The sequence below is a fragment of the Paenibacillus aceti genome, from assembly GCF_003614185.1.
GTDB classification, from domain to species: Bacteria; Bacillota; Bacilli; order Paenibacillales; family Paenibacillaceae; genus Fontibacillus; species Fontibacillus aceti.
This window is the reverse complement of sequence record NZ_KZ987724.1, coordinates 5,373,173-5,395,197: the sequence shown is the minus strand read 5'-3', so window position 1 is coordinate 5,395,197 and position 22,025 is coordinate 5,373,173. Positions and strand designations below refer to the sequence as shown.

Annotated in this window: 15 protein-coding genes and 1 riboswitch; all 15 genes read right to left on the bottom strand. The window is 50.3% G+C overall.

The annotated features are described in order from the left end of the window. Positions 1-97 precede the first annotated feature (97 nt). Positions 98-1,981 (bottom strand): molecular chaperone HtpG, encoded by a 1,884-nt coding sequence (gene htpG, locus BFJ94_RS24170; RefSeq protein ID WP_120464894.1) that lies wholly within the window; start codon positions 1,979-1,981, stop codon positions 98-100. 538 nt (positions 1,982-2,519) lie between these two features. Then, positions 2,520-3,302: an ABC transporter ATP-binding protein gene (locus tag BFJ94_RS24165; RefSeq protein ID WP_229716885.1), complete on the bottom strand. Its 783-nt coding sequence runs from the start codon at positions 3,300-3,302 to the stop codon at positions 2,520-2,522. Beyond that, complete coding sequence (locus tag BFJ94_RS24160) at positions 3,303-4,418, bottom strand: ABC transporter permease (protein ID WP_120464893.1); 1,116 nt, start codon at positions 4,416-4,418, stop codon at positions 3,303-3,305. An 88-nt stretch (positions 4,419-4,506) separates the two neighbouring features. Next, positions 4,507-5,886, bottom strand: coding sequence for a sensor histidine kinase (locus BFJ94_RS24155; RefSeq protein ID WP_120464892.1), 1,380 nt, complete (start codon positions 5,884-5,886; stop codon positions 4,507-4,509). Further along, positions 5,883-6,557, bottom strand: a complete 675-nt coding sequence (locus BFJ94_RS24150; RefSeq protein WP_120465396.1) for a response regulator transcription factor — start codon at positions 6,555-6,557, stop codon at positions 5,883-5,885. The genes BFJ94_RS24155 and BFJ94_RS24150 overlap by 4 nt, the downstream gene beginning before the upstream one ends. 356 nt (positions 6,558-6,913) lie before the next feature. Next, positions 6,914-7,564 carry a thiamine phosphate synthase gene (gene thiE, locus BFJ94_RS24145; protein WP_120465395.1) on the bottom strand — a complete coding sequence of 217 codons (651 nt, stop codon included), beginning with the start codon at positions 7,562-7,564 and terminating at the stop codon, positions 6,914-6,916. A gap of 206 nt (positions 7,565-7,770) precedes the next feature. Further along, positions 7,771-8,577, bottom strand: a complete 807-nt coding sequence (gene thiD, locus BFJ94_RS24140) for a bifunctional hydroxymethylpyrimidine kinase/phosphomethylpyrimidine kinase (RefSeq protein WP_120464891.1) — start codon at positions 8,575-8,577, stop codon at positions 7,771-7,773. Then, a complete protein-coding gene (thiM, locus tag BFJ94_RS24135; protein ID WP_229716884.1) occupies positions 8,577-9,419 on the bottom strand; it encodes a hydroxyethylthiazole kinase in 843 nt (280 codons plus the stop codon). The genes thiD and thiM overlap by 1 nt, the downstream gene beginning before the upstream one ends. A 205-nt stretch (positions 9,420-9,624) precedes the next feature. Next, complete coding sequence (gene tenA, locus BFJ94_RS24130; protein WP_120464889.1) at positions 9,625-10,296, bottom strand: thiaminase II; 672 nt, start codon at positions 10,294-10,296, stop codon at positions 9,625-9,627. Positions 10,297-10,413: 117 nt separating this feature from the next. After that, positions 10,414-10,518, bottom strand: a riboswitch (TPP riboswitch). A 65-nt stretch (positions 10,519-10,583) separates the two neighbouring features. Next, positions 10,584-12,404: an adenine deaminase gene (locus tag BFJ94_RS24125; RefSeq protein WP_120464888.1), complete on the bottom strand. Its 1,821-nt coding sequence runs from the start codon at positions 12,402-12,404 to the stop codon at positions 10,584-10,586. Between the two features lie 268 nt (positions 12,405-12,672). Beyond that, positions 12,673-13,113 (bottom strand): GNAT family N-acetyltransferase, encoded by a 441-nt coding sequence (locus tag BFJ94_RS24120; RefSeq protein ID WP_120464887.1) that lies wholly within the window; start codon positions 13,111-13,113, stop codon positions 12,673-12,675. Between the two features lie 237 nt (positions 13,114-13,350). After that, positions 13,351-13,548 carry a hypothetical protein gene (locus tag BFJ94_RS24115; protein WP_120464886.1) on the bottom strand — a complete coding sequence of 66 codons (198 nt, stop codon included), beginning with the start codon at positions 13,546-13,548 and terminating at the stop codon, positions 13,351-13,353. Positions 13,549-13,941: 393 nt separating this feature from the next. Continuing rightward, positions 13,942-18,834, bottom strand: coding sequence for a S8 family serine peptidase (locus BFJ94_RS26100; protein WP_162944390.1), 4,893 nt, complete (start codon positions 18,832-18,834; stop codon positions 13,942-13,944). A gap of 477 nt (positions 18,835-19,311) precedes the next feature. Then, positions 19,312-19,659 carry a hypothetical protein gene (locus tag BFJ94_RS24105; RefSeq protein ID WP_120464884.1) on the bottom strand — a complete coding sequence of 116 codons (348 nt, stop codon included), beginning with the start codon at positions 19,657-19,659 and terminating at the stop codon, positions 19,312-19,314. Positions 19,660-19,736: 77 nt separating this feature from the next. Continuing rightward, positions 19,737-22,013, bottom strand: coding sequence for an ATP-binding cassette domain-containing protein (locus BFJ94_RS24100; protein ID WP_120464883.1), 2,277 nt, complete (start codon positions 22,011-22,013; stop codon positions 19,737-19,739). Positions 22,014-22,025: the final 12 nt, after the last annotated feature.

Here is a 22,025-nt window from a genome sequence, read left to right as displayed (position 1 = left end):
TACCTGTTCTACAGTATAACACTGCCCTTGAATATAAAATATCCTGCCCCACTTCGAACCGTAGGACAGGATATAGCAGTTAGGACATCAACCGCGCTTACTGCATTATTTTACAAATGTTATTCGTGAAATCTACCGGATCTTCAATCGGCAAGCCTTCGATCAAGAGAGCCTGATTGTACAGCAGGTTCGTGTACAGGTTCAGCTTCTCCTTGTTATCGACCGCAAAGGCATCCTTCATCGCCTGGAACACCTCATGATGAATGTTAATTTCCAGGACCTTGTCCGCCTTGACCTCTTGGCCGCTCGGCATTGCATTCAGTACCTTCTCCATCTCGATCGACACTTCGCCCTCGGAGGACAGGCAGACCGGATGGGATTTCAGGCGCTTGGAAGCTTTAACCTGCTTAACCTTGCCTGCGAGTAAGGTGCTCATATATTCGAACATATCTTTATTTTCCGTCTCGTCGGCCTGATCCGCTTCGTCATTCGCCTCTGATTCAATCCCCAGATCACCGCTGGATACGGACTTGAACGGCTTGTCTTTGTAATTCATGATCATCTTGATCGCGAACTCATCAATATCATCAGTGAAGTATAGAATTTCATAGCCCTTATCGGCGACCATTTCGGTCTGCGGAAGCTTCTCAAGACGCTCGATGGATTCGCCAGCCGCATAGTAAATATACTTCTGATCCTCTGGCATTCTCGATACGTATTCATCCAGAGTGACCAGCTTCTTCTCCATAGAAGAGGTGAACAGCAGCAGATCCTGCAGCACTTCTTTATGCATGCCATAATCATTATACACGCCAAATTTCAATTGACGGCCGAAGGACTCGTAGAATTTCTCATACTTATCACGTTCATCCTTAAGCAAGGTTTGAAGCTGGCTCTTGATCTTGTTCTGGATGTTCTTGGCGATCATTTTCAGTTGACGGTCATGCTGCAGCATTTCCCGAGAAATGTTCAATGACAGGTCTTCAGAATCCACCATCCCCTTCACGAAGCTGAAATAGTCCGGCAGCAGATCACCGCATTTGTCCATAATCAGCACGCCATTGGAATAGAGCTCTAGCCCCTTCTCATATTCCTTGGTGTAATAGTCGAATGGTGTTTTCTCCGGGATGAACAGGATCGCATTATAGACGACAGCGCCGTCCGCTTTAATATGGATATGTGAAATAGGCTTGTCGAACCCGTAGCGCTTCTCCATGTAGAAGTTCTCGTAATCCTCATCCGTCAGCTCGCTCTTGTTCTTGCGCCAGATCGGCACCATGCTGTTGACGGTTTGCTCCTCTACGAAATCCTCGAATTCATTCTCGCTGCCTTCTTTCGGACGGCTGGAATGGATATCCATCTTGATCGGGTATCTGATGAAATCGGAATACTTCTTCACAATCGATCTCAGGCGATACTCTTCCAGATACTCATCATATTGCTCGTCTTCTGTATTCTGCTTGATCTTGAGGATGATGTCCGTACCAACGGTGTCCTTCTCCCCTGGCTCGATCGTATAACCGTCCGCCCCTGAAGAATGCCATTTATAGGCTTCGTCGCTGCCCAGCGCACGGCTGATCACCGTTACATCGTCGGCCACCATGAAGGCTGAGTAGAAGCCAACGCCAAATTGGCCGATAATGTTATGGCCGTCCTTCGCTTCATTCTCATTCTTGAAGGCGAACGAGCCGCTATTCGCAATAATCCCCAGATTATTCTCCAGATCTTCCTTCGTCATCCCGATCCCTGTATCGGAAATCATTAAAGTACGGTTCTCTTTGTCCACCGTTAATTTAATATAGTAATCGTCCTTGTTAAAGACCAGGTTGTCATCGGTCAGCGCTTTATAGTAAATCTTGTCGATCGCATCGCTAGAGTTAGAGATCAATTCCCTCAGGAAAATCTCCTTCTGCGTGTAGATGGAGTTGATCATCATTTCCAGCAATCTTTTGGATTCTGCTTTGAACTGCTTCTTAGCCATGAATTAATAATCTCCCTTCGATATATCATCCTCTTAGCACTCATACGATCAGAGTGCTAACACATAACTTTATATTAAATATCCTAATTTTCAATGTCAATATCATCCGGCCGATATTCGTATTTTTCTATAGAGCATTTCAACAGAAAAAGCAAGTTTAGACGTGGAACAGTGGAAATCACGTAGAAATTCAAAATTCGGCCTGATCTCACCTGTCAAGCGGACAAAAATGACCGTTAGAGCTAGAAAGGAGCCGTTTCGCTATCCTAACGGTCACTTATGACCGTTAGAGGGAAGAAACGTGGTGTTCTGGGCGATTATTCCTTTGTAACGGACATAAGTGTCCATTACAAGCGGGTATATCCAAGGAATCAACGCTAACGGTCATTATTGTCCGTTAGACCCGGTTGACAAACAGGATCTAACCACCCGTTTGAACACAAGAAAGGGGCATCCCCGGGTCGGATGATCGACCTTTGAGACGCCCCCTTGAAGAAGCCATGTGCAGCCTGATGCCCAAAGCTCGAGCGGATAACCGTTACATTTCTCTCTCCGACAGCTTGCCATCTTCGATATATACGATCCTATCGCACAGATCGAGCATCCGATGGTCGTGAGTGACCATGACTGCGGCTTTACCACGCTGCTTCACCTCATCCGCCAGCATCTCTACCACGGCTCTGCCTCTCTCAGAGTCCAGACTGGCTGTCGGCTCATCCGCGAGAATGATCTCCGGGTCATTCATCCATGCCCGGGCGATGGACACCCGCTGACGTTCCCCACCAGATAAGCTGTCCGGATAATGCTTCAAGCGATGTCCCAGACCAAGCTCCCGCAGCAGCTGCACTGCCTTGGCGTGTGATTCCTTGCGTGATTTGCCAGCTAATTCGCCAATCAGAATCAATTGATCGATGACACTGAGATAAGGGATCAGGTTGGCCGATTGAAAGACGAAGCCAATCTTGTCGAGCCGTATTTGATTCAGCTTCTTCTCTGGCAGTTGGCTAATCTCCTGATCGCCGATCCAGATTTGTCCGCTGGTTGGCGACAATAACGCTCCGGCAATCGAGAGGAAGGTGCTCTTTCCTGCACCCGAAGGTCCCACGATAGCGACAAATTCGCCTGCCTTGACCTCCAGCGAAATTTGATCCAGCACCTTCACAGACGTGTCCCCATCACCATACACCTTGCTGATATTTTGCAGCAGCAGCTTGGTATTCGCAGCAGAGCCTCGTGCGCCTGCCAGCTTAGCTGCCCTATTTTCACGATTATCGATTTGCTTGTTCAAGTGATCTGTCGCTCTATTCATGACTGTACTCATTTACATCGCCCTCCCAATCGCTTCAATCGCATCTACCTTAACAACGCGGAACAGAGACAACAGCGAGCCCAGTAAGGACACCACGATGAACAATACCGCACATCCGGCAACCACCGACGTGTTCAATTGGAACGGCATGCTGTCCGGAAGCACCATTGCGACGCCATAGGTTAGCAAAATACTGATAGCGAGACAGACTAACGATAAAGTCAGCACCTGCAGCACCAGACTACGAGCGAGATAACTATTTTTGGCGCCAATGGCTTTGAGAACCCCGAACTGGTTCATTTTTTGAATCGTAATGACATAGAAGAAAACAGCCAGCACGAAGGCAGCGATAATGAACAGGAATACAATCATCATAAGCAGAGAGCCCTGCTCCTCCTGGTAACCCGGGATTCCCTTCAGCGCTGTATCTTTATTTACGATTTCAATGCCCTGCACCTTGTTGGTGATCTGATCCGCGATCGTCTTGCTGCCGCTCAGGGCAACAGCATTATATGCCGCGCTCCCTACAGTGGCTGGCCTACCGGCCTCGGTAGCCTCCAGCCCTTTGAAGCTCATCAAAATAACAGGAGTATGGCTGTAGGATTGGCCCTCCGTGAAGCCCACAAGCTCATATTGCTGCCCCGATGCCTGATCCTCGATCATGTCTCCAAGCTTAAGTCCCTTATCGGCAAAAGTCTTGTCAGCGACCGCTTCATGATCCGCTCCGGCAGCCATCAACCGCCCTTCCTTGATCACCGGAGCCAGCGAGCCCTCCGGATCGATCCCGAAGAAGGTGGCGTCTATTTTCTTAGTGTCGTCCACTCTGGAGATGGAGGTCATTTTGACGCTTAGTGGATTTAATTCGACGCCCTGCTGATCGCTAGATGCCTGTTGGATTTGCTTCCAGGTATCTTCCGTGATCATCGAACGGTTCAAGCGGTGATCTGCATCCTGCTGCAGAATTAAATAGTCCGCCTTCATATTTTGAATGGATGACGCATTAGCGTAAGACAACCCTTGCGCCAGCCCGGTTACAAACAGAACGAGAAAAGCAATGAGAACCATAATGAGTGAAATGAGCAGGTAGCGCGTCTTGGCATGCTTCATCTCTCGGATTGCTAGAAACATTTGTGTTCATCTCCTATCCTATAAGTAAAGTAGGTCTCTTTATGCAAACAACTATAGGACTGGAATATGAACGCAATATGAACAACCATTACTTCATCGGCAAAATAACACGAAACACCGATCCCTCGCCAGGCTCACTCTCAACCTCAATTCTTCCACCGTGCATAGTGATGATTCTGTTCGTGATCGCAAGCCCCAGACCGCTACTGCCTTCCTTACGACTTCTCGTCTTATCCGCGCGATAGAATCTCTGAAATATATTAGCGATATCCTCCGCTGCAATACCGATCCCCGTATCTTCCACCTCAACGACGCATATGTCATCCTGCTGCTTCAGACGAACGAAGATCGTCCCGCCTACTTCTGTATATTTGATACTGTTCGTCAGCAAATTAATCCACACCTGCTGCATAAGCCTGCTATCGGCATAGATCATGATCGAGGGAAGATCCATATCGATGGCCAATTCTTTCTCGCGCCAGCTCCATTCGGTCATGAACAGAACCTGCCGGATCTGATCGCCGACATCGAAGCTGCTCTTCTCCAGAATCGCCTCCTCTTTATCCAGAGAAGCCAGCATCAGCAGTTGCTTGCTTAACTGCGACATCCGCTTGCTCTCGTCCTCGATAATGGACAGATAGTGTCTCCGCTGCTCTTCCGGTAAATCGGCATGCAGCAGCGTATGGGAGAAGCCCTGGATGGAGGCAAGCGGCGACTGCATCTCATGGGATACGTTGGAGACGAACTCCTGCCGCATCTCCTCGAGCTGCTCGAGACTTCGCGTCATACGAGTGAAATGATTGGCCAACTCGCCGATCTCATCCTTTCTTTTCAAATCCAGCTTGATGTTGTACTTTCCTCGGGCCAGCATTTGGGTCGCTTCTGTCAGCCTGGTGATCGGATGAACGACCCACCGTGTATTGAATACGAACAGAACGATGCTCATCACTATGGTAAGGACCAGAATAATCGCGAAGAAATTCCGCAGCTCCCCAAACTGCACCTCAACATTAGGACGGATAAATAATGCGAAGGTACCCTCCGTTGTCCTGAGCGGAACGCCGATCGAATTTTTCAGATCATTGTCGAAGAAGCCCGTGATGAACAACCCCGGTGGGAAATTCGCTATCCCGTGGTAGACTTGTCCGTCAATGACACTCTTGATCACCTGCTGATCCAGTAATGTTCTGCGGAACTCCCCTCCATAGAAATAACCGTTCCCCTGTGCGTTCACAATGTATAATTGATAGCCCAAATCGCCAACATGCTCCATATAATCATTAAGATTAACCTCCCGATTCGTCTCGTAGAAGGCTTGAATCTGTTCAGCCATCCTGCTGATCTTCTGGTCATTATAAGGCTTTAGCTTATGCTGATAATAAATGTTCGACGCGATAAAGGCCGTAAAACTGCTGACGAGGATAACAAGAATCGACGTAAATAAAATGCGGATATACAGCGATCTCATGAATCGGCCGCCTCCAGCTTGTAGCCGACGCCGCGTACCGTTGTAAAGACGATATCGTGATTGTCCTTGAAGCGGTCGCGCAATCTTTTGATATGAACATCCACCGTACGGTCATCCCCATTGAAATCGATCCCCCAGATTAGCTCGATCAGCTCCTCCCGCGTAAATATCCGTCCCGGAAAACTGGCCAGCTGAAATAGCAGCTCGAATTCCTTCAAGGGCAGCATCAGCTGCTTCCCCTTACAAAGCACTTCATAACCTTTACGGTTAATGATCGTATCTCCGAGCTTAATCGACTCCGCGTTTACCAGCTGATAACGTCTGAGCAGTGCCTTGATCCGAAATAATAGCTCCTGCGGTTCAAAGGGCTTCGTCAAATAATCATCAGTCCCTACCGAGAACCCGCGCTCCTTATCCGCCAGCTGATCTTTAGCCGTCAACAATATGACCGGAAAATCATAATACCGCCTGATTTCCTCGCATAATTGGAAGCCGTCCTTACCGGGCATCATGACGTCTACGATAGCTAGATCAATATGTCGAGAGAAGATAAGCTCTGAAGCCTCATTGCCATCGGCAGCCTCGATCACATGATATCCCTCATTCTGTAAATGATAGCTAACCAGCTCGCAAATATGCCGGTCATCGTCAGCGATTAATATATTTATCAATGATTCTACGCCCCCTGCATTGATCGTATCTGTGAATACTGTCAATATATCGCACTCCATACGATATCTCAAACACGACCACTTGAGCACAATGGAACAGCGTCGCATAGCAATGGAATGGCTCACAGTCGAGTCCCAACCTAACGGCGGAGGCAAACCTTTTGCTCTTGGCACAAAAATAGCGTCTCTCCGCTAGTGTGTTACTACGGGTAGACGCTATTTGACTTGCCTGATACATCTTCTTATGTCCGTTAGGTTCGCACAATATATTAGTCAATGTTTTGGAGGAAATAGCGTTCCATAGTTTCGTTTATCGTTAGCAAGGGCCCACTATGCCTCTGAGCCCTGCGATGAGGCTATGGCTGTACTTGACGAAGCGCGCGAAGAACCTCGCGCTTGAGCGCAGCCGCAGCGCCATTGGCGTCGTCCGCCTGGGTGATCGCCGATATTACGGCGACACCATCCGCTCCGGCGGACACGACCTCCGCCGTGCGCTCCGCAGTAATCCCGCCGATCCCCACGATCGGCAGGTCAATGCCCTCAGCCCGCAGCCGCTCCAGCACCTGCGGGCCCTGCACCGCACGAGCATCCTCCTTGGAGCTCGTGGGATAAATCGGGCCGATGCCAAGATAATCGGCCCCCTGCCTGATCGCGCGGCACGCTTCCTCGACCGTGATCGCGGATACGCCCAGTATCCGCTCGCCAATGCGGGCACGCACGCTGTCGGCTGCTTCATCCTCCTGACCGATGTGAACCCCATCGGCATCGATCGCCAGCGCCAGCTCTACATCATCATTGACGATGAACGATACTCCCGCTTGGCGACACAGGACCTGAAGCTGTCTGGCCAGCTCCAGCCTTGCTGCTCCGTTCAGGCTCCCTGATCCCTTTTCTCTATATTGGACCAGTGTGACCCCGCCCTCCAACGCCTCCTGCATCACCTTGACGGGGTCTTCCTTGCAGTTCACTGAACCCACTACCAAATAAAGCTGCAAAGCCGCCCTCATCTGCTCCGAGGGAATCCTTCCATGATGGTCATGAAGTTCATGCCCCTCTTGTCCTCTATACTCTCCGCATCTTCCATGTCCTTCATATCTCCCATATCCTTCATGCCCTCCGTCCGTGCTCCTGACATCGTCTCCCGGCGGATGGCCCGTCCCTTCAATTCCCGGACTATTCTGAATTCTATGATCTTTCCTTTCTTCTCGATCCATCAGAACCGTTCCTTTCTGCGGCGATACGCCCAATGATTCGTCGGACCATGCCCTTGCCCCAGCTCCAGCGTATCTTCGATCGCCGCCTGAATGAAGGCCCGTGCTTCCTCAACAGCCTGCTCGATCAATTGCCCCTTCGCCAAGCCAGCCGCGATCGCCGCCGAGAAGGTACAGCCCGTTCCATGTGTATGCTTCGTCTCTATACGCCTGCCACCAAGACTGGTAAAAGAGCTGCCATCATACAGCAGATCGATAATCTGCTCGCCCTGACCATGTCCGCCCTTAATCACTACCGATCTCGCTCCATAATTTGCGATGCGCTTCGCCGCCTCGCGCCGATCCTCCAGCGTCCGAATCGTGATGCCTGACAGGCTCTCCGCCTCGGGAATATTCGGCGTGACGATCAAGGCGAGCGGGAGCAGATGCTCCTTCATCGCCTGGATCGCTTCCGGTAGCAGCAGCTCTGCTCCGCCCTTGGCGATCATAACGGGATCGACAACGACGTTCTTCCAGCCGAAGATGGAGATTTGCTCAGCCACCTGCTTAATAATCTCGGCATTGAACAGCATTCCCGTCTTAAGTGCATCGACACCCAGATCAGAACCGACAGCCCTGATCTGCTCGGCTGACGCCTCCGGCGGCAACGGATATACGTTCTCCACGCCGAGCGTGTTCTGGATGGTAATCGCGGTAATAGCCGACATGCCGAACACATCCAGCTCTTGAAAAGTCTTCAGATCGGCCTGTATTCCAGCGCCGCCCCCGCTATCCGAGCCCGCAATTGTCAGAGCTTTCGGTATACTCATCACTCATCACCTCCAGCCGCCTTGACCCCGGCCTCGGCAATCGCCGCATATCCCTTGATGGAATGCGGGTACAGCTTGGCCAGCTCATCCAGCAAGGCAATCTGGAAGCTGCCCGGCCCTTGTGCAGCTGTACGCTCTGCAGCCCGCGCTGCAGCCGCTCCATAATAGGTCAATCCCGCCGTTCCAGCGAGCAGTATATCCGGCTCAACCGCAGCGAACGCCCCTAGCACTGAGGTGAGCAAGCATCCGGCTCCGGTGACCTGGGTGAGCAGCGCATCTCCACCGCTAATCACCAGGCAGCGGGCTCCATCGCTGATCACATCCTCCTTTCCCGTAATCGCTGCCACGGTATTGAATTTCCGGGCAGCGAGCAGCGCTATATCTGCATTCGTACCCGCACTGCTCTCACCGGCATCGACGCCTTTGATGTCCGTGGCTTCCCCGACCAGATTGGCGATCTCCGCTCCATTGCCGCGGATCAACGCAACCTGCACTTCACGCAAAATTCGCTGCGCTGATTCCGTCCGAAACTGGGTCGCCCCCGCCCCTACAGGGTCCAGCAGCACAGGAACCCCATGCTGATTCGCGGATTTCCCGGCGAGGATCATCGCCTCCACCTGCGGAGTGGACAGCGTGCCGATGTTCAATACGACAGCTCCGGCGATCTTCGCCATATCCGCTACCTCCTCTGGAGCGTAGGCCATGACGGGAGAGGCCCCCAGCGCAAGCAGACCGTTCGCGGTGAAATTGGTAACGACGACATTCGTGATGTTATGTACGAGCGGCCGCATATTTTGTACTCTAGTCAGAAGTGCTGCAATGTCTTGTTCGATTGTATTCACACTGATCAACCCCATTTTTCACTTTTTTGTCATCGCATCGTGAAGATTCCAGGCGCTTGCATAATAATTTTCCTGCAGGAATTTTCGATCCTTGAGTGAAACAATTGCAAAATTCATACATAATCGCAAGCTTTGTAGGCTTTCAAGCTTGTTGGTACACATTCCGTATAGGCAACTACTATGGGCGCGAGTCCAGACCTATCCTTTATAGGCTAACCGGCCATTCTTGCTGCTTGAACGCCATATCCCAGAACATATACTCCAATTGGCAGCTCAATAGATAATGCTCTCGCATCCGTGCTCGTTCAGCCTCTGTCACCTTTGCGGCCCAGTCATCCAGGTAATTGCAGAAGCGCTCGGTCAAATCCGACATTCCCCCACCATAAAAATAGATCCAATCATAGAACGGATGCGACTCCTTCGGCTTGACCTCTTCGAGCAGTCTCTGACCGATCTCAATATAGGTCCATGGGCAAGGCAGCAGCGCGGCCACAATTTCACCAAGGCTTCCTTCATGCGCAACCGTCAACATATGCCGAATATAATGATGTGCTGATGGCGCAAGGGGAAAGCCCTGCATCTCCTCATAGGTAACGCCGGCCACTTGGCAGAAATTATTATGCGGGTGCACCTCACTGTGAAGTACAAAGGCAATTTGCTCGTTAAACATTTCGATTTCCTCACGGGTACTGCTCTTGAAGATCGCGATACCATAGATCCGCATAAAGGCGTTCAGATACTCGAAATCCTGCTTCACATAATGGATTAATTGCTCCTTCTGCAATTCCCCGCTGGCAATCCCTCTTACAAAGGGATGTTCATAAATAGCCTCAAAAATCGGATCGGCCTGACGACGAAGCTCTTGTGCGAAACTCATGTCCCCACCTCCTAATTTGTTGAATGAGGAAATCCGCGCTCGAATACAGCCCCTGATATAGCAAAAAAAGACCGCTCCGGGTATGGAGCGGCCTAATCATTGGGTTAAAAAAAGCAAATCAGTCCGACTCCACTTCCCTACGCTAGTGCTAACTAGATCAGGTTCAAAGGGTCCAAGAATCATCTTGTCTCAGTCGTCTACACGACTCCCCTAGTGGATTTCCTATTCAATTACTTATTATTGTAACGATGTCAACACCAGGATGTCAAATAAGCTCATCTTGCTCTTTAGACGAAGAGAGGAACCTTCACGAAGCCCTGCTCCGTCATCTTGAACAAGCCGATATCCGAGATGCGCAGCTCAGGGATAACGACCAGTGCCAGCAAGGACAAGGTCATGAACGCATAGTTCATCGTGCAGCCTGCCCGATACAGCGCCTGGCTCACCGCGCGAGATTGCTCGGCAACCTGTTCAAACGGCGCATTAGACATCAGTCCTGCCACCGGCAGCGGAAGCTTGACGATTTCGTCTTCCGTGACAACCGCGATACCACCCTGCATCTCAGCTACCGTATTCGCTGCCTTGGCCATCAGTGCATCGGAGTTCCCGATGACCATGATATTGTGACAGTCATGAGCAACGGTGGTTGCCAGTGCAGCAGGTACTTTGAAGCCAACCCGTGATACCAGGCCAACCGTCTTGTTGCCCGTTCCTTTATGGCGTTCGATCACAGCAAGCTTGGACAAGCCTTCCTCTATCTTAAGAGCGACCTGGCCGTTCTCAATCCTTACAGATACGAGATCTTCCGTCGTATCTACATGATTCTCGCGCACGCCAATCGCTCTGGCTGTCAATTCACCGGATGGAATCGGGGCCTCGATTACAAAATCCTGCTCCGTTACCGGACGATTAAGGTGAACGGAGTGGATCGCCTCCTGCGGATAGGTGAAGTCAGGCAATTCCACAGCCATTTTGCCATGCTCAGCGACAATCTGTCCGGCAGCGATCGTCATCACGACATTAACATCAGCCAGATTGCCATCCAGAATGATCATATCGGCAAAGGAAGCCGGTGTAATGGTGCCCACATCACGCGCCACGCCGAAGCGTTCCGCCGTATTGATCGTCGCCATTTGGAAGGCAGTCACCGGACGAACCCCCTGCGAGATCGCGTGGCGAACGACGAAATCCATATGCCCTTCATCCACGAGGGATTCTGGACTACGGTCGTCCGTCACGAGCATCATACGGCGTGTATCAATGTTATAATCCGTATGCGCCTTAATCGATTCAGCCACATCATGCCAGGCCGAGCCGCGTCTCATCTTGGCATACATGCCTCTTCTGACACGCTCGATAACATCCTCGGCATTCACGCTTTCGTGACAGCCTGTAATTCCGCTAGCCGCATAGGCGGAGATTCTCCAGTCATCCACCGGCCATGTATAGTGACCGTCAGCTACTCGACCAGCCCGCAGCGTCGCCTGAATCTCTCCAATCATTTTCTCATCGCCAAATACAACGCCCGGGAAGTTCATAACCTCTCCCAGAGCAATCATATCAGGGCCCCAAGTGAAGGCTTCGGCAACCTCTTCAGGACCGATCTCAGCACCTGCTGTCTCCATATCCGGCCCGGTTGAAGGGACGCAGGAAGCAACCTGCATATATGCTGCGAGTGGGGTTTGTCTGGCTTCATCAAGCATAAGTCTCAGACCCGGCAGCCCTAGTACATTCGTAATCTCATGCGCATCAAAAAATCCGCCTGTCGTCCCCTTCGGAAGAACGGCCCGGGCGAATTGGGTAGGTGTAATTTGACTACTCTCAATATGGCAATGTCCATCCAGCAAGCCAGGAGCTACGTAACGACCGGCAGCATCGATCACCTTCGTCTCGTCACCGATCAAATGGCTGGCATCGGCCCCTACAAATGCAATCCGGCTGCCTTGAACACCGATCGATATTCCATCCTGAATTTCTCCTGAGCATACGTTAACCAGCTTCGCATTCTGGATGACAAGCGTGGCCTTCTTATCTCCTCTAGCCGTAGCAACTAGGTCTGGCACACAGTCGGCAAGCTGTGGTCTGGCAAAGAACTGCGATGTACTCATGTTTATGAATTCCTCCCACTCAGTTGTTGTCCTACTCCAATGCGCACTATTCTCACCAGAGCAGAGTTAATAGATTTAATTGGATATTATAACAAAATCACCGTTAGAACGCCATGAGACGATATTTTTTTCTCTCACACAGCCCCTCGTATTTCCCCTTGAAAATTAATCCCATGAAAATCAAACAGGGATCATCCCGTGCCTATATCAAGGCCTTATGAATGATCCCCGTCCTAAGAAGATAACTCGCGCTACCGTCTTACGTTTTCTATTTACCTTTGTACATTTGCAAGTAATCGAGCTGTCTATAGCCCTTTTTCTCATAAATCTTAATCGCCCGTTCATTCTCTTCCTCGACCTCTAGGCGAATTCTCGCTGCCTTGTCCTTATAAGCCTCTTCAACAAAGTCCATATACTCCTTGCCAATGCCTCTGCCCTGGAACTTCGGCAAAATATAAATCTCCTCGACCCAGACGACAAGCCCGCCGGCCTCATTCGAATAAGTGATCGAGAGCAGGGAATATCCGGCCTTCTCCCCGTCACATTCAAAGATATAACCATCAATATAAGGGCTGCCCGCCATGAGCTCATCGAAGGTCTTCTCTATGTTGCTCTCAGGAATGCTGTGCAATACCGCATCTGAATGATAGAACTCATTGGCCATTGCGACAAAAGCTTCTCTGTCCTTTAACTCCATTTTTCTAATCATTGTTCACGTACCTCTGCGCTAGTATTTAGTAACTTGTATACTTTCCATTATATTCGACAAATTTCCTGGAATCAAATGATTACCATTTCTGCAAGCGTTGTGTACCGTTAAATTTTTTATCGCTATTTTTAAGGAAATAACGCTCTGTTGTTTCGTTAGGACTTCAATAGTCTGATATTTGCTGGCTTTGGAGTAATCGAGACTTCCCCCCAATAGCCCTAGCCTGACCCTAATCTACTAAATCGGATACAGCTCCTCTTTGTCGCCAATTTCCTTCCTGCACTCTTTGCATAGCCCCCGGACCACGCCGTAATCATTAGCATAAAATGTGAGCTTCTTGCGCCGTTTACATCTGGAGCATTTCTGAGTCTGCTCGTCCGGCTTGTTCAGTTTTATAATCGAGTCGTTCTTATGCTTGGTAAACCAGCTTCTCATTAGCAATTCCCCATTCTAGTCAAAGTTCTGCCATTAACCCAAGGTAACACGTACCACATTCCAGCATGATAGAGTTAAGTTGACTTCGGCATGATGGATTGCGTGCTGGTACGGCTAGATTGCACCATTGCAACTGAATTGTGCCTGTGCTCGGTCGAGTTACTCTTATGACATTTGAGTTGCAGCTTTGCGGCTGAGAGTGACACCTTACGATTGGCTTGCTTCCCCCCAGCACGGCCAAGACTCGCTGCATAGGCATCCGCTTTCTTCCTCTTCTTACCTCTTTCTCTTCATAGCTGCGGTTTTCCTTCCTCTACTAACAGAACTTCGAGTTCGCGCTAACAAAAACAACTGCCGGAGATCGCCCCGACAGTTGTTTTATAATGACGCTGATTATTTGGTGTAGCCCTTGAAAATCCGGTAGACTACTACCGCAGCTTCGGCGCGGGTCGTATGCTCCTGCGCAGCAAAGCGGGTCTCACCCCGGCCCTGCATAATGCCCAGCTTCGCTACCTGTGCAACCGCAGCCTTGGCCCAGGCCTGGATCTCCGCCTGATCGGCATATTCCGGAACAGATGCATCCGTTCCTTCAGTCACGCCTAAATGCTGCAGCACTCTGGACAGAATCACCGCCATTTCGGCGCGAGTGATATTCTTGTCCGGTGCAAAGGTATGGTCTGCGTAGCCGTTGATCCATCCCGCCGATACCGCGGTCTGCACCGCATCATAGTACCAGCTTCCGGACTCAACATCGCTGAACTGTGTATTGCTGTTCTCACTCTTGCCAAGCTCCAGGGCTCTGACTAATAAGGAGACGAACTCGGCCCGTGTTACCTGCTTGCCAGGACTAAATGCATCTGCACTAGTTCCCGTAGCGATATCCTTGGAGGCCAGCACTTCAATCTCCTTCACCGCCCATGGATAATTCGCCGTCGTTACGTCCTTGAAGACGATATTCTTGGCCATGAACATGTAGCGGCTGAAGCTGTTCAAATGAGCGACCACTTTACCATCCGCCAGACGACCGGTGTGTCCACTCAACACGCCTTTATCGCCGATTTTGAACAGATTGATCTTCTCGCCGTTCAAGCTGCCAGGGTTAAGTGTTTCAAGCGGAACAGACACTTCTACCGGCTTGCTGAAAGAGATGTTGTCAAGCGCTTTTCCGTCTTTATCAAGAATAGAGAAATCATAATATATACCCAGCGCCTTGATCGTTGAACCCAGCTGCAAGCCCCTCAATAGAGCTTCCGTATCTTCCTTGGAAGCAGCGCTGCCTTGAACGAATGCAGCCTCCTGCGAGGTAATCGCCCCTGCTGGAATCGTCACCGTCAAGCCACCGGCAAGCTTCAGAACCGTTGGCTCACCTGCCTTGAGCGGTTCCTTGACTGTTCTATCATCTGGAGTTGATGGCTTCGGTGCAGGCGTTGGTGTTGATGATCCTCCACCACTGCTGCTACCGCCACCACTACTGCCGCCTCCATTATTGTTACCGCCGCCCGGGCTTGATTCCGTTACGGTCACCGCGACGTTAACCTTCAGATTTTCGTACGTAATTTCAACATCCGTACTGCCCTTCTGCTTGGCCGTAACTACGCCCTTCTCCACCGCAGCGATATTCACATGGCTTACCGCGTACGCTGCCTCGTAAGTGACATCCGTTACCGAACCATCTGCAGCCTTATAGTTAACGGTCAGCTTGCTGCTCTCGCCAGTCTTTAACGACAAGGACTGCGGAGCAACAGACAATTCCGGCTGTTGAACAGGTTGAACCGTCAATTCCGCCTTATCGTTCACACTTACCGGAACTTCATTGCCGTCCCGATCCAGCAGCACGAGATTAGCAAGCTCAAAAGCATACTGCCCCGCTGGAATCGCATGGATCTTGAAGTTAGCCAGCGAGCCTTGGCCAACGTAGCCGTCTACATCATTCAGACTCGTGTAGAACTCATACCTGTTCAATTCCTCGCTGTAATCATAGACCGCCGATGTTACTGTCAGCTCTTGATCTGGGTTGTGCTGCGCTTGGTACTCCTTCAGCTCCTCGCTCTCCGCTACATTAATATCCGTCAGTTCCTTGCTGTAGAGCAGATCGAACTTCGCCGAGTAAACGGCGGACGTCACTGAGAAGTTAACACTAAGCGTGGCATCCCCATTCTCCTCCACCTCTGCTGGTGTAAGAACAGGTGTTACGTTATCCGTTAAATTGTAATTCACAATATGCGCCGGTTCATTCATACCATTGCCTGCAATATCATAGACATACACTTCGAAGCTATTTTCTCCCGGAATTACCGGTACCTGAATCGAGAAGTTACCATCATCATCGATCTGACCGTTCACCTGCTGCAGTTCTCCATGGCTATCTTCATAAAGCGCTGCAACACCGATCAACTCACGAAGCGGAAGATTAAATAAATCGTTCAAGTCGATCAGCAGATCATGAGTGACCTTCCCGGAAATCGTTCCGATCCCCCGGTTAACAGCAATTTCTGGGCTCACTAGCTCAGACACTGGAGCCTCGGTATCAATAATAAACGGACTAACCTGTGATTCTACCGGAACCGGTTCATCATACAGATTTCCTACAAATGGAACAAGTACATATACGTCGTCGGCTAGCTTCCTTTCTTCCGTACCATAATAGACCGTACCATTCCAGCCCTCTGTCAAGTTATAGCTGCCCGGTTTGATTCCTTCATCCGTCTCTATAATCGTACCCAACCACACATTGTCTAACGAGAATACGTCCAATGAGAAGTATTCGGTATACTCGTTAATCCGGAAGGAAACCTTCGCAGTATCCACGGAACCATCATTATTCGGTGAGAATATATTCGGCACCAGTTGCAGGTTAGTCACCACATCGATCGGTTGTGGAGCCTCGCCTACGTAGATGGCAATCGGCAGTTGAATCACATGTCCGCCAGCCTCGGTCAGGATCAGTTCACCCTCATAACGCTGATCTACAGCTTCGGTCGCAACTGTAGCGGTTACTGTGAACGTAGCTGTCCCACCCGCAGACACTTCAACTTCTTCCTCAGACAATGTTATCTCAATTGGAGTAGAAGAAGGATCACGCCACTCCGTACTAATCGTATAAGATGAATTCGTATTCGCAATATCCTTAACAATCACCTTGCGTTCCGCGCTCTCCCCATGATTCACATATCCATAGGAAAGGCTGCCTGTATAATGGGTAAAATTCACGCCATCCTTGACTGCGTTCGTCTTCGCTTCGACCTCGGCAACCGCCTTGGCTTGCAATACTCGATTCAGATCGACCCGGCCCGCCCCTTGGTCCATATGGGTATAAGGGTTACCGTCACGATCCGTCATCTTCACAGTATTATTCATCAAGAGCGACTTAATGTCGAACGGAGATAAACCACTATACTTATCTTTAAGCAAAGCTGCGGCCCCAGCAATATGCGGCGCGGCCATGCTTGTTCCGTTCTGGGCTGCATACCATCCCTCATAATCCGGGACACTGGAGCGTACCCCGAGCCCGGGCGCTGAAATATCCGGTTTGATGGCAAAGGATGGCTTGGATGGACCGCGGGAACTGAAGCCCGCAATAATATCCTTTTCAATTTTTGTATCAAAATTTACCTCTAAATTCGGATTAGTCCCCAGTAAACCCTTAATCTGATTACCGTATGTGCCAGAGAGAGTATATATCGGAATCGTTACGTCAACATCGCCTAAGGTACCACTTTCCAACGCCTCTGGAGCATTGTTATAGACTAAAGCAGCTATAGCGCCGGAGTTGATAGCATTGAGCGCTTTGTCGCTAAAGGAAATTTCACCACGCTGAATATAAGCGATTTTCCCGCTTAACTCTTTGCCAGCATAGTCTTCTACCTTACCAACTCCCACATCGACCAGCTGATAGGATTCTGTTAAGTTCTCAATCCCGGAAGATTTATCAAAAGTATCTACCTCGAACTCTTCATTGGTTCCTTCGATCTTCAGGATCGGCGTGACCAGCGGTGGCTTCGATGCGCCTACGGAGATAACCAGCTCAGCCGTCCCTGGATCGGTGACTGTCGCCTCTGCCGGACCACTATTGCCGTTCGAGATGACCGTAATCGTGCCAGCGACCATCGCATTGTTAACAGCGACTGAATCTGCGGATTTCTCATTATTCGTCTCTGAGCCGAGCGACAGGTTAATGACATCCATCTTGTCTGCTACAGCTCTCTCAATCCCAGCGATCACATTCGCCGTTGAGCCTTTACCATAGGGACCAAGCACCTTATAAGCGTGAATTTCCGCCTCTGGAGCTACTCCTGTAATCCCTGGTTGGCCATCCGCACCTACGCCTCGGCCAGCGATCACACCAGAGACGTGGCTTCCATGTGAAGTCCAGTAGGGCTTACCGGTCTCAGGATCAAATTCCGGGATACTAGGATCTTGTGCATGAGCCTTTTCATAGTCTTCCTTCGTTGTTTCATAAGGATCACCATCGTTATTCACGAAATCATAACCTATATTATTCCGATTTACAGCTCCTTCAAGATCCGGGTGATCATGGGCAATACCCGTATCGATAACCCCTACCTTGAGACCTTTCCCTTTAAAACCGTCCTGCCAGAAGGCTTCGCTGCCAATGAACGGTACACTGCCAACGGGAACTCCAACTGTATCGCCAAGCTCTGTCTCCTCCGTAGCGTACACGGTGTTGTTCGGGTAGATGGCTTTGACGCTAGGAATGTTCAGTAGATCATCCACCCGGTCAGCAGCGATCTCCAACGAGAAGCCATTGAATATATTGCTATATTCGTGGTTAATATCAGCATCCAGCTTATTTACTGCTGCTTTCTTGAAACTCAGATGCTCTGTCTTCACCTTCAACAGATGAGAAGAAGGCGCGATGCCGAAGCTCATTGGGCTTCGATTCGCCTCATGTACCTTCACAGGCTCGGATTGTAATTCTACGATGACGGAAATGCGTTCTGTACTATCTGAGAGGGGAACATAGCTCTGGGGTTGAATCGCTTGATTCGCTGTCGCTTCAAGGGGGTTACTCTTCTCAATTTGCAATCCATTGCCTTGCTGCTTCGCCGATCCCAGCGCCTCGGCGCTCTGAGATGGCTTCTTCAGTGGAGTTCTTTGATCCAGGCCGCTTAACTCCAGCGAGACCTTCTCCGGATCTAACTGTGAAATGATCCTCTTCGTTCCGCCCGCATCCGGCGAGACGCCTTCTTGCGCTCCTACTGCAGGCAGTATTAGCGTGAAGGCTAATAAGAAGCTTAGCAAACTACCTATCATTCTCCTCTTCAAGCACTCTCATCTCCTTCAAAAATTTTTTCCTAGATTCGTTCGCCAAGCTGTGTATCATATTAACTTCTATATTTCCTACAAATTTCCTCCTATTAATACAATTAAATTTATCGAGATAATACACTAAAACCCGACAACGCTCTCCTTTTCTTCCTACTGAGAGGGTGATAATAGCGCGGTTTATGTCTAAATATGTTAGTAGTAGCGATACGGTCTGGAATAAATAGCTGCAGAAGTGCAATTATCCCCAGTGAATTCACTCCTAAATTAGAAAATAACTGCGCTTATGCTACTATTTCCTCGCCTTAACCGCGAATAGAAAGAAACCCCGCCAATTAGTTGCATAAAAGCAGTTATTTCTTCTACAGAGAGCCTTTAGGAGTCATATAGTTGCATATTTGCACTTATACAGAGTGAACGAGCAAAAAAGTCCAAGCGATTACGGGGCCTCCTGCCCCGTAATCGCTTGGACTCGCTTTATTTCTTGTCTACTTGAAGCAATGTCACATTCTTCAATGAATAGGTTCCTTTAATACTTTCTTCGGAGATAACCCGCAGCTTGATCAAGCTAGCTACCTTGGACGGGTCTGCCTTAGACAGCATGCGCCATACTTCGGGGTCCGGCAGCGCTTCGTACAGCTTCTGATCATCATATTCTTTACGCTCCTGCTGCACCAGCTTCACCTTGTAATGTCCGGCTTCGAGGGCTGACAGCCCCTGCTCGGTACACTGGTTGATAATCTCGCTGCGTAATTCGGTCAATTGCTGCTCGATCTCCTTCTGCTGCTGTTTAAGCTGGTAGTATTGCTTCACTGTTTTATCCATTCGCCTCACTCTCCCTTCACATATTTATATGTGGGGATCCGGCATTTAGGACAGACATGACCTCTCATACTGCCTGATCACTGTTGCAAGTATCTCCGCAAGCACCTTCCTGTCAGCGATGCTTCGCAATGCAGCAGCCCCTGCGGCTTACCAGCATATATGACTTCACCGCCTTGCTGCCCCGCTCCCGGGCCCAGATCGATGATCCAGTCCGCTTGTGTCATCCAATCGAGATTATGCTCGATCACGATGACAGTACTGCCTTGATCCACCAGACGGTTCACCGTTACTAGCAGCTTGCGGATATCCGACATATGGAGCCCTGTCGTCAGCTCGTCAAGTACATACACTTGCCTGCGCTGGTCCATTTCCTTGGCTAGCTTGACCCGCTGCCGTTCACCTCCCGACAAGGTGCTTAGCGGCTGCCCTAGTGACACATAACTAACTCCCGTATCCTGTAATCGCTGTAGAGTCTGCAGAATATCCTTTTCCACAAAATAGAGGTTTGCCTCCTCCACAGTCATCTCCAGCACTTCGCTGATATTCTTGCCGCGCAGCTGATAGCGCAGAACTTCCGGCTTAAATCTTCGCCCCTCGCACGCTTCACATACCGTCTCAATGGAATCCATGAAGGCCAGATCCGTCGATACCGTACCCGCTCCTTTGCACTCGGGACAAGCCCCTTGCGAATTGAAGCTGAACAGAGACATCTCCGCCCGATTGGCGGCGGCAAACAGCTTGCGAATCGGATCGAATATACCTGTAAAAGTCGCGATATTCGAACGGCTGGAGGCGTGGATAGGCTCTTGATCGATATAAGCCGAATCTTGAATATATTGGGGGAGCACCCGGTTCACCAGCGTGCTCTTGCCTGACCCGGCCACTCCGGTTACGACTGTCATCACCCCGACCGGAATATCGACATCTACGTTTTTTAGATTGTGTGCGGAAGCATGCCGGATCGATAGCCAGCGGGCAGGCTGTCTGACTTCTCGTTTCAAAGTGGGCTTCTGCCTTAGAAATTGGCCTGTTAATGTCTCTGCTGCGCTCAAGCCTGGTAAGTCCCCTTCATAGACCACATGTCCGCCTTCCACTCCCGCCTTCGGTCCCATCTCGATCACATGATCGGCGATCGCAATCACATCCGGGTCATGCTCGACGATGACGATGGTATTTCCCTTGTCTCTTAATCGCTTAAACAGCGTATTAATCCGTTCGATGTCATGCGGATGCAGGCCGATGCTCGGTTCATCGAAAATATACACCAGATCGCTTAAGCTGCTCCCCAACTGCCGCACCATTTTGATTCGCTGGGATTCGCCGCCCGATAGGGTCGCTGTCTCGCGGTTCAGGGTTAAATACCCCAGGCCGATGGACACCATCTGCCGCAGACGGAGCGTAATAGCGGCCACAATCGTCTCCGCCACCGGCTCCTCGATCGTATGCATGAAGTCAATCAACTCACTGACCTGCATTGCTGTGCACTCGGCAATGTTCTTCCCGCGGATCCGGCAGGCCAATACCTGGGGGTTCAGCCTCGCGCCCTGACATTCCGGACATACCCCTTCCTTCACCACACGCTCAATCTCCTGCTTATAGAGCTTGGAGTCCCTGGAATCTTTGCTCAGGAAGCTGCGGATGATGCGAGGAATCACCCCTTCATACAGCGAGGTCATCGGCCATCCTTCTGTCGGATGGGGAGGCTTGAAGCCAGATTTGTACAGCAGCGTATCCCATTCCTCTTCCGTATAATCCTTCAGCTTCTTATCATTGTCGAATAATCCGGTGCAGACGTACCGCTTCCAGCGGAAATCACCCGGCGTGAAAGTCGGAAAAAGAATCGCGCCCTCATTCAATGACTTCTCCCGGTCCAACAGGCGCTGGGTATCAATCTCCTTCGCGATGCCAAGTCCCTCGCATTTCTCACACATCCCCTGCGGATTGTTGAAGGAGAAGGCCTCCGCTTCACCGATATAAGGCTGGCCAATCCGGGAGAAGAGTAGGCGGAGCAAAGAGTAAATATCTGTGATGGTGCCCACCGTGGATCTTGAATTTCCGCCGATCCGCTTCTGATTGATAATGATGGCGACCGGTAGATTCTCAATCGCATCCGCATTCGGCTGTCCATAATGAGGAAGACGATGCCGGATAAAGCTCGAATAGGTCTCATTTAATTGACGCTGCGATTCCGCAGCCAACGTATCGAATACGAGCGCCGACTTCCCGGAGCCGGAGACACCCGCAAATACGGTGATCTGTTTTTTGGGGATGCTGACGTTAATATTTTTGAGGTTTTTCTCCCGCGCGCCGATCACCTTGATCTTGCTGCCCGATTCTGTATTCTCTGAATTCATGTCCTGCACTCC

Bases quoted from the DNA above. Each gene is read 5' to 3' on its own strand.
- BFJ94_RS24155 (WP_120464892.1), bottom strand. From the start codon at position 5,886: ATGAGATCGCTGTATATCCGCATTTTATTTACGTCGATTCTTGTTATC.
- BFJ94_RS24165 (WP_229716885.1), bottom strand. From the start codon at position 3,302: ATGAGTACAGTCATGAATAGAGCGACAGATCACTTGAACAAGCAAATC.
- BFJ94_RS24100 (WP_120464883.1), bottom strand. From the start codon at position 22,013: ATGAATTCAGAGAATACAGAATCGGGCAGCAAGATCAAGGTGATCGGC.
- BFJ94_RS24125 (WP_120464888.1), bottom strand. From the start codon at position 12,404: ATGAGTACATCGCAGTTCTTTGCCAGACCACAGCTTGCCGACTGTGTG.
- BFJ94_RS24105 (WP_120464884.1), bottom strand. From the start codon at position 19,659: ATGGATAAAACAGTGAAGCAATACTACCAGCTTAAACAGCAGCAGAAG.
- tenA (WP_120464889.1), bottom strand. From the start codon at position 10,296: ATGAGTTTCGCACAAGAGCTTCGTCGTCAGGCCGATCCGATTTTTGAG.
- BFJ94_RS24160 (WP_120464893.1), bottom strand. From the start codon at position 4,418: ATGTTTCTAGCAATCCGAGAGATGAAGCATGCCAAGACGCGCTACCTG.
- BFJ94_RS24115 (WP_120464886.1), bottom strand. From the start codon at position 13,548: ATGAGAAGCTGGTTTACCAAGCATAAGAACGACTCGATTATAAAACTG.
- thiD (WP_120464891.1), bottom strand. From the start codon at position 8,577: ATGAGTATACCGAAAGCTCTGACAATTGCGGGCTCGGATAGCGGGGGC.
- thiE (WP_120465395.1), bottom strand. From the start codon at position 7,564: ATGAGGGCGGCTTTGCAGCTTTATTTGGTAGTGGGTTCAGTGAACTGC.
- BFJ94_RS24120 (WP_120464887.1), bottom strand. From the start codon at position 13,113: ATGATTAGAAAAATGGAGTTAAAGGACAGAGAAGCTTTTGTCGCAATG.
- htpG (WP_120464894.1), bottom strand. From the start codon at position 1,981: ATGGCTAAGAAGCAGTTCAAAGCAGAATCCAAAAGATTGCTGGAAATG.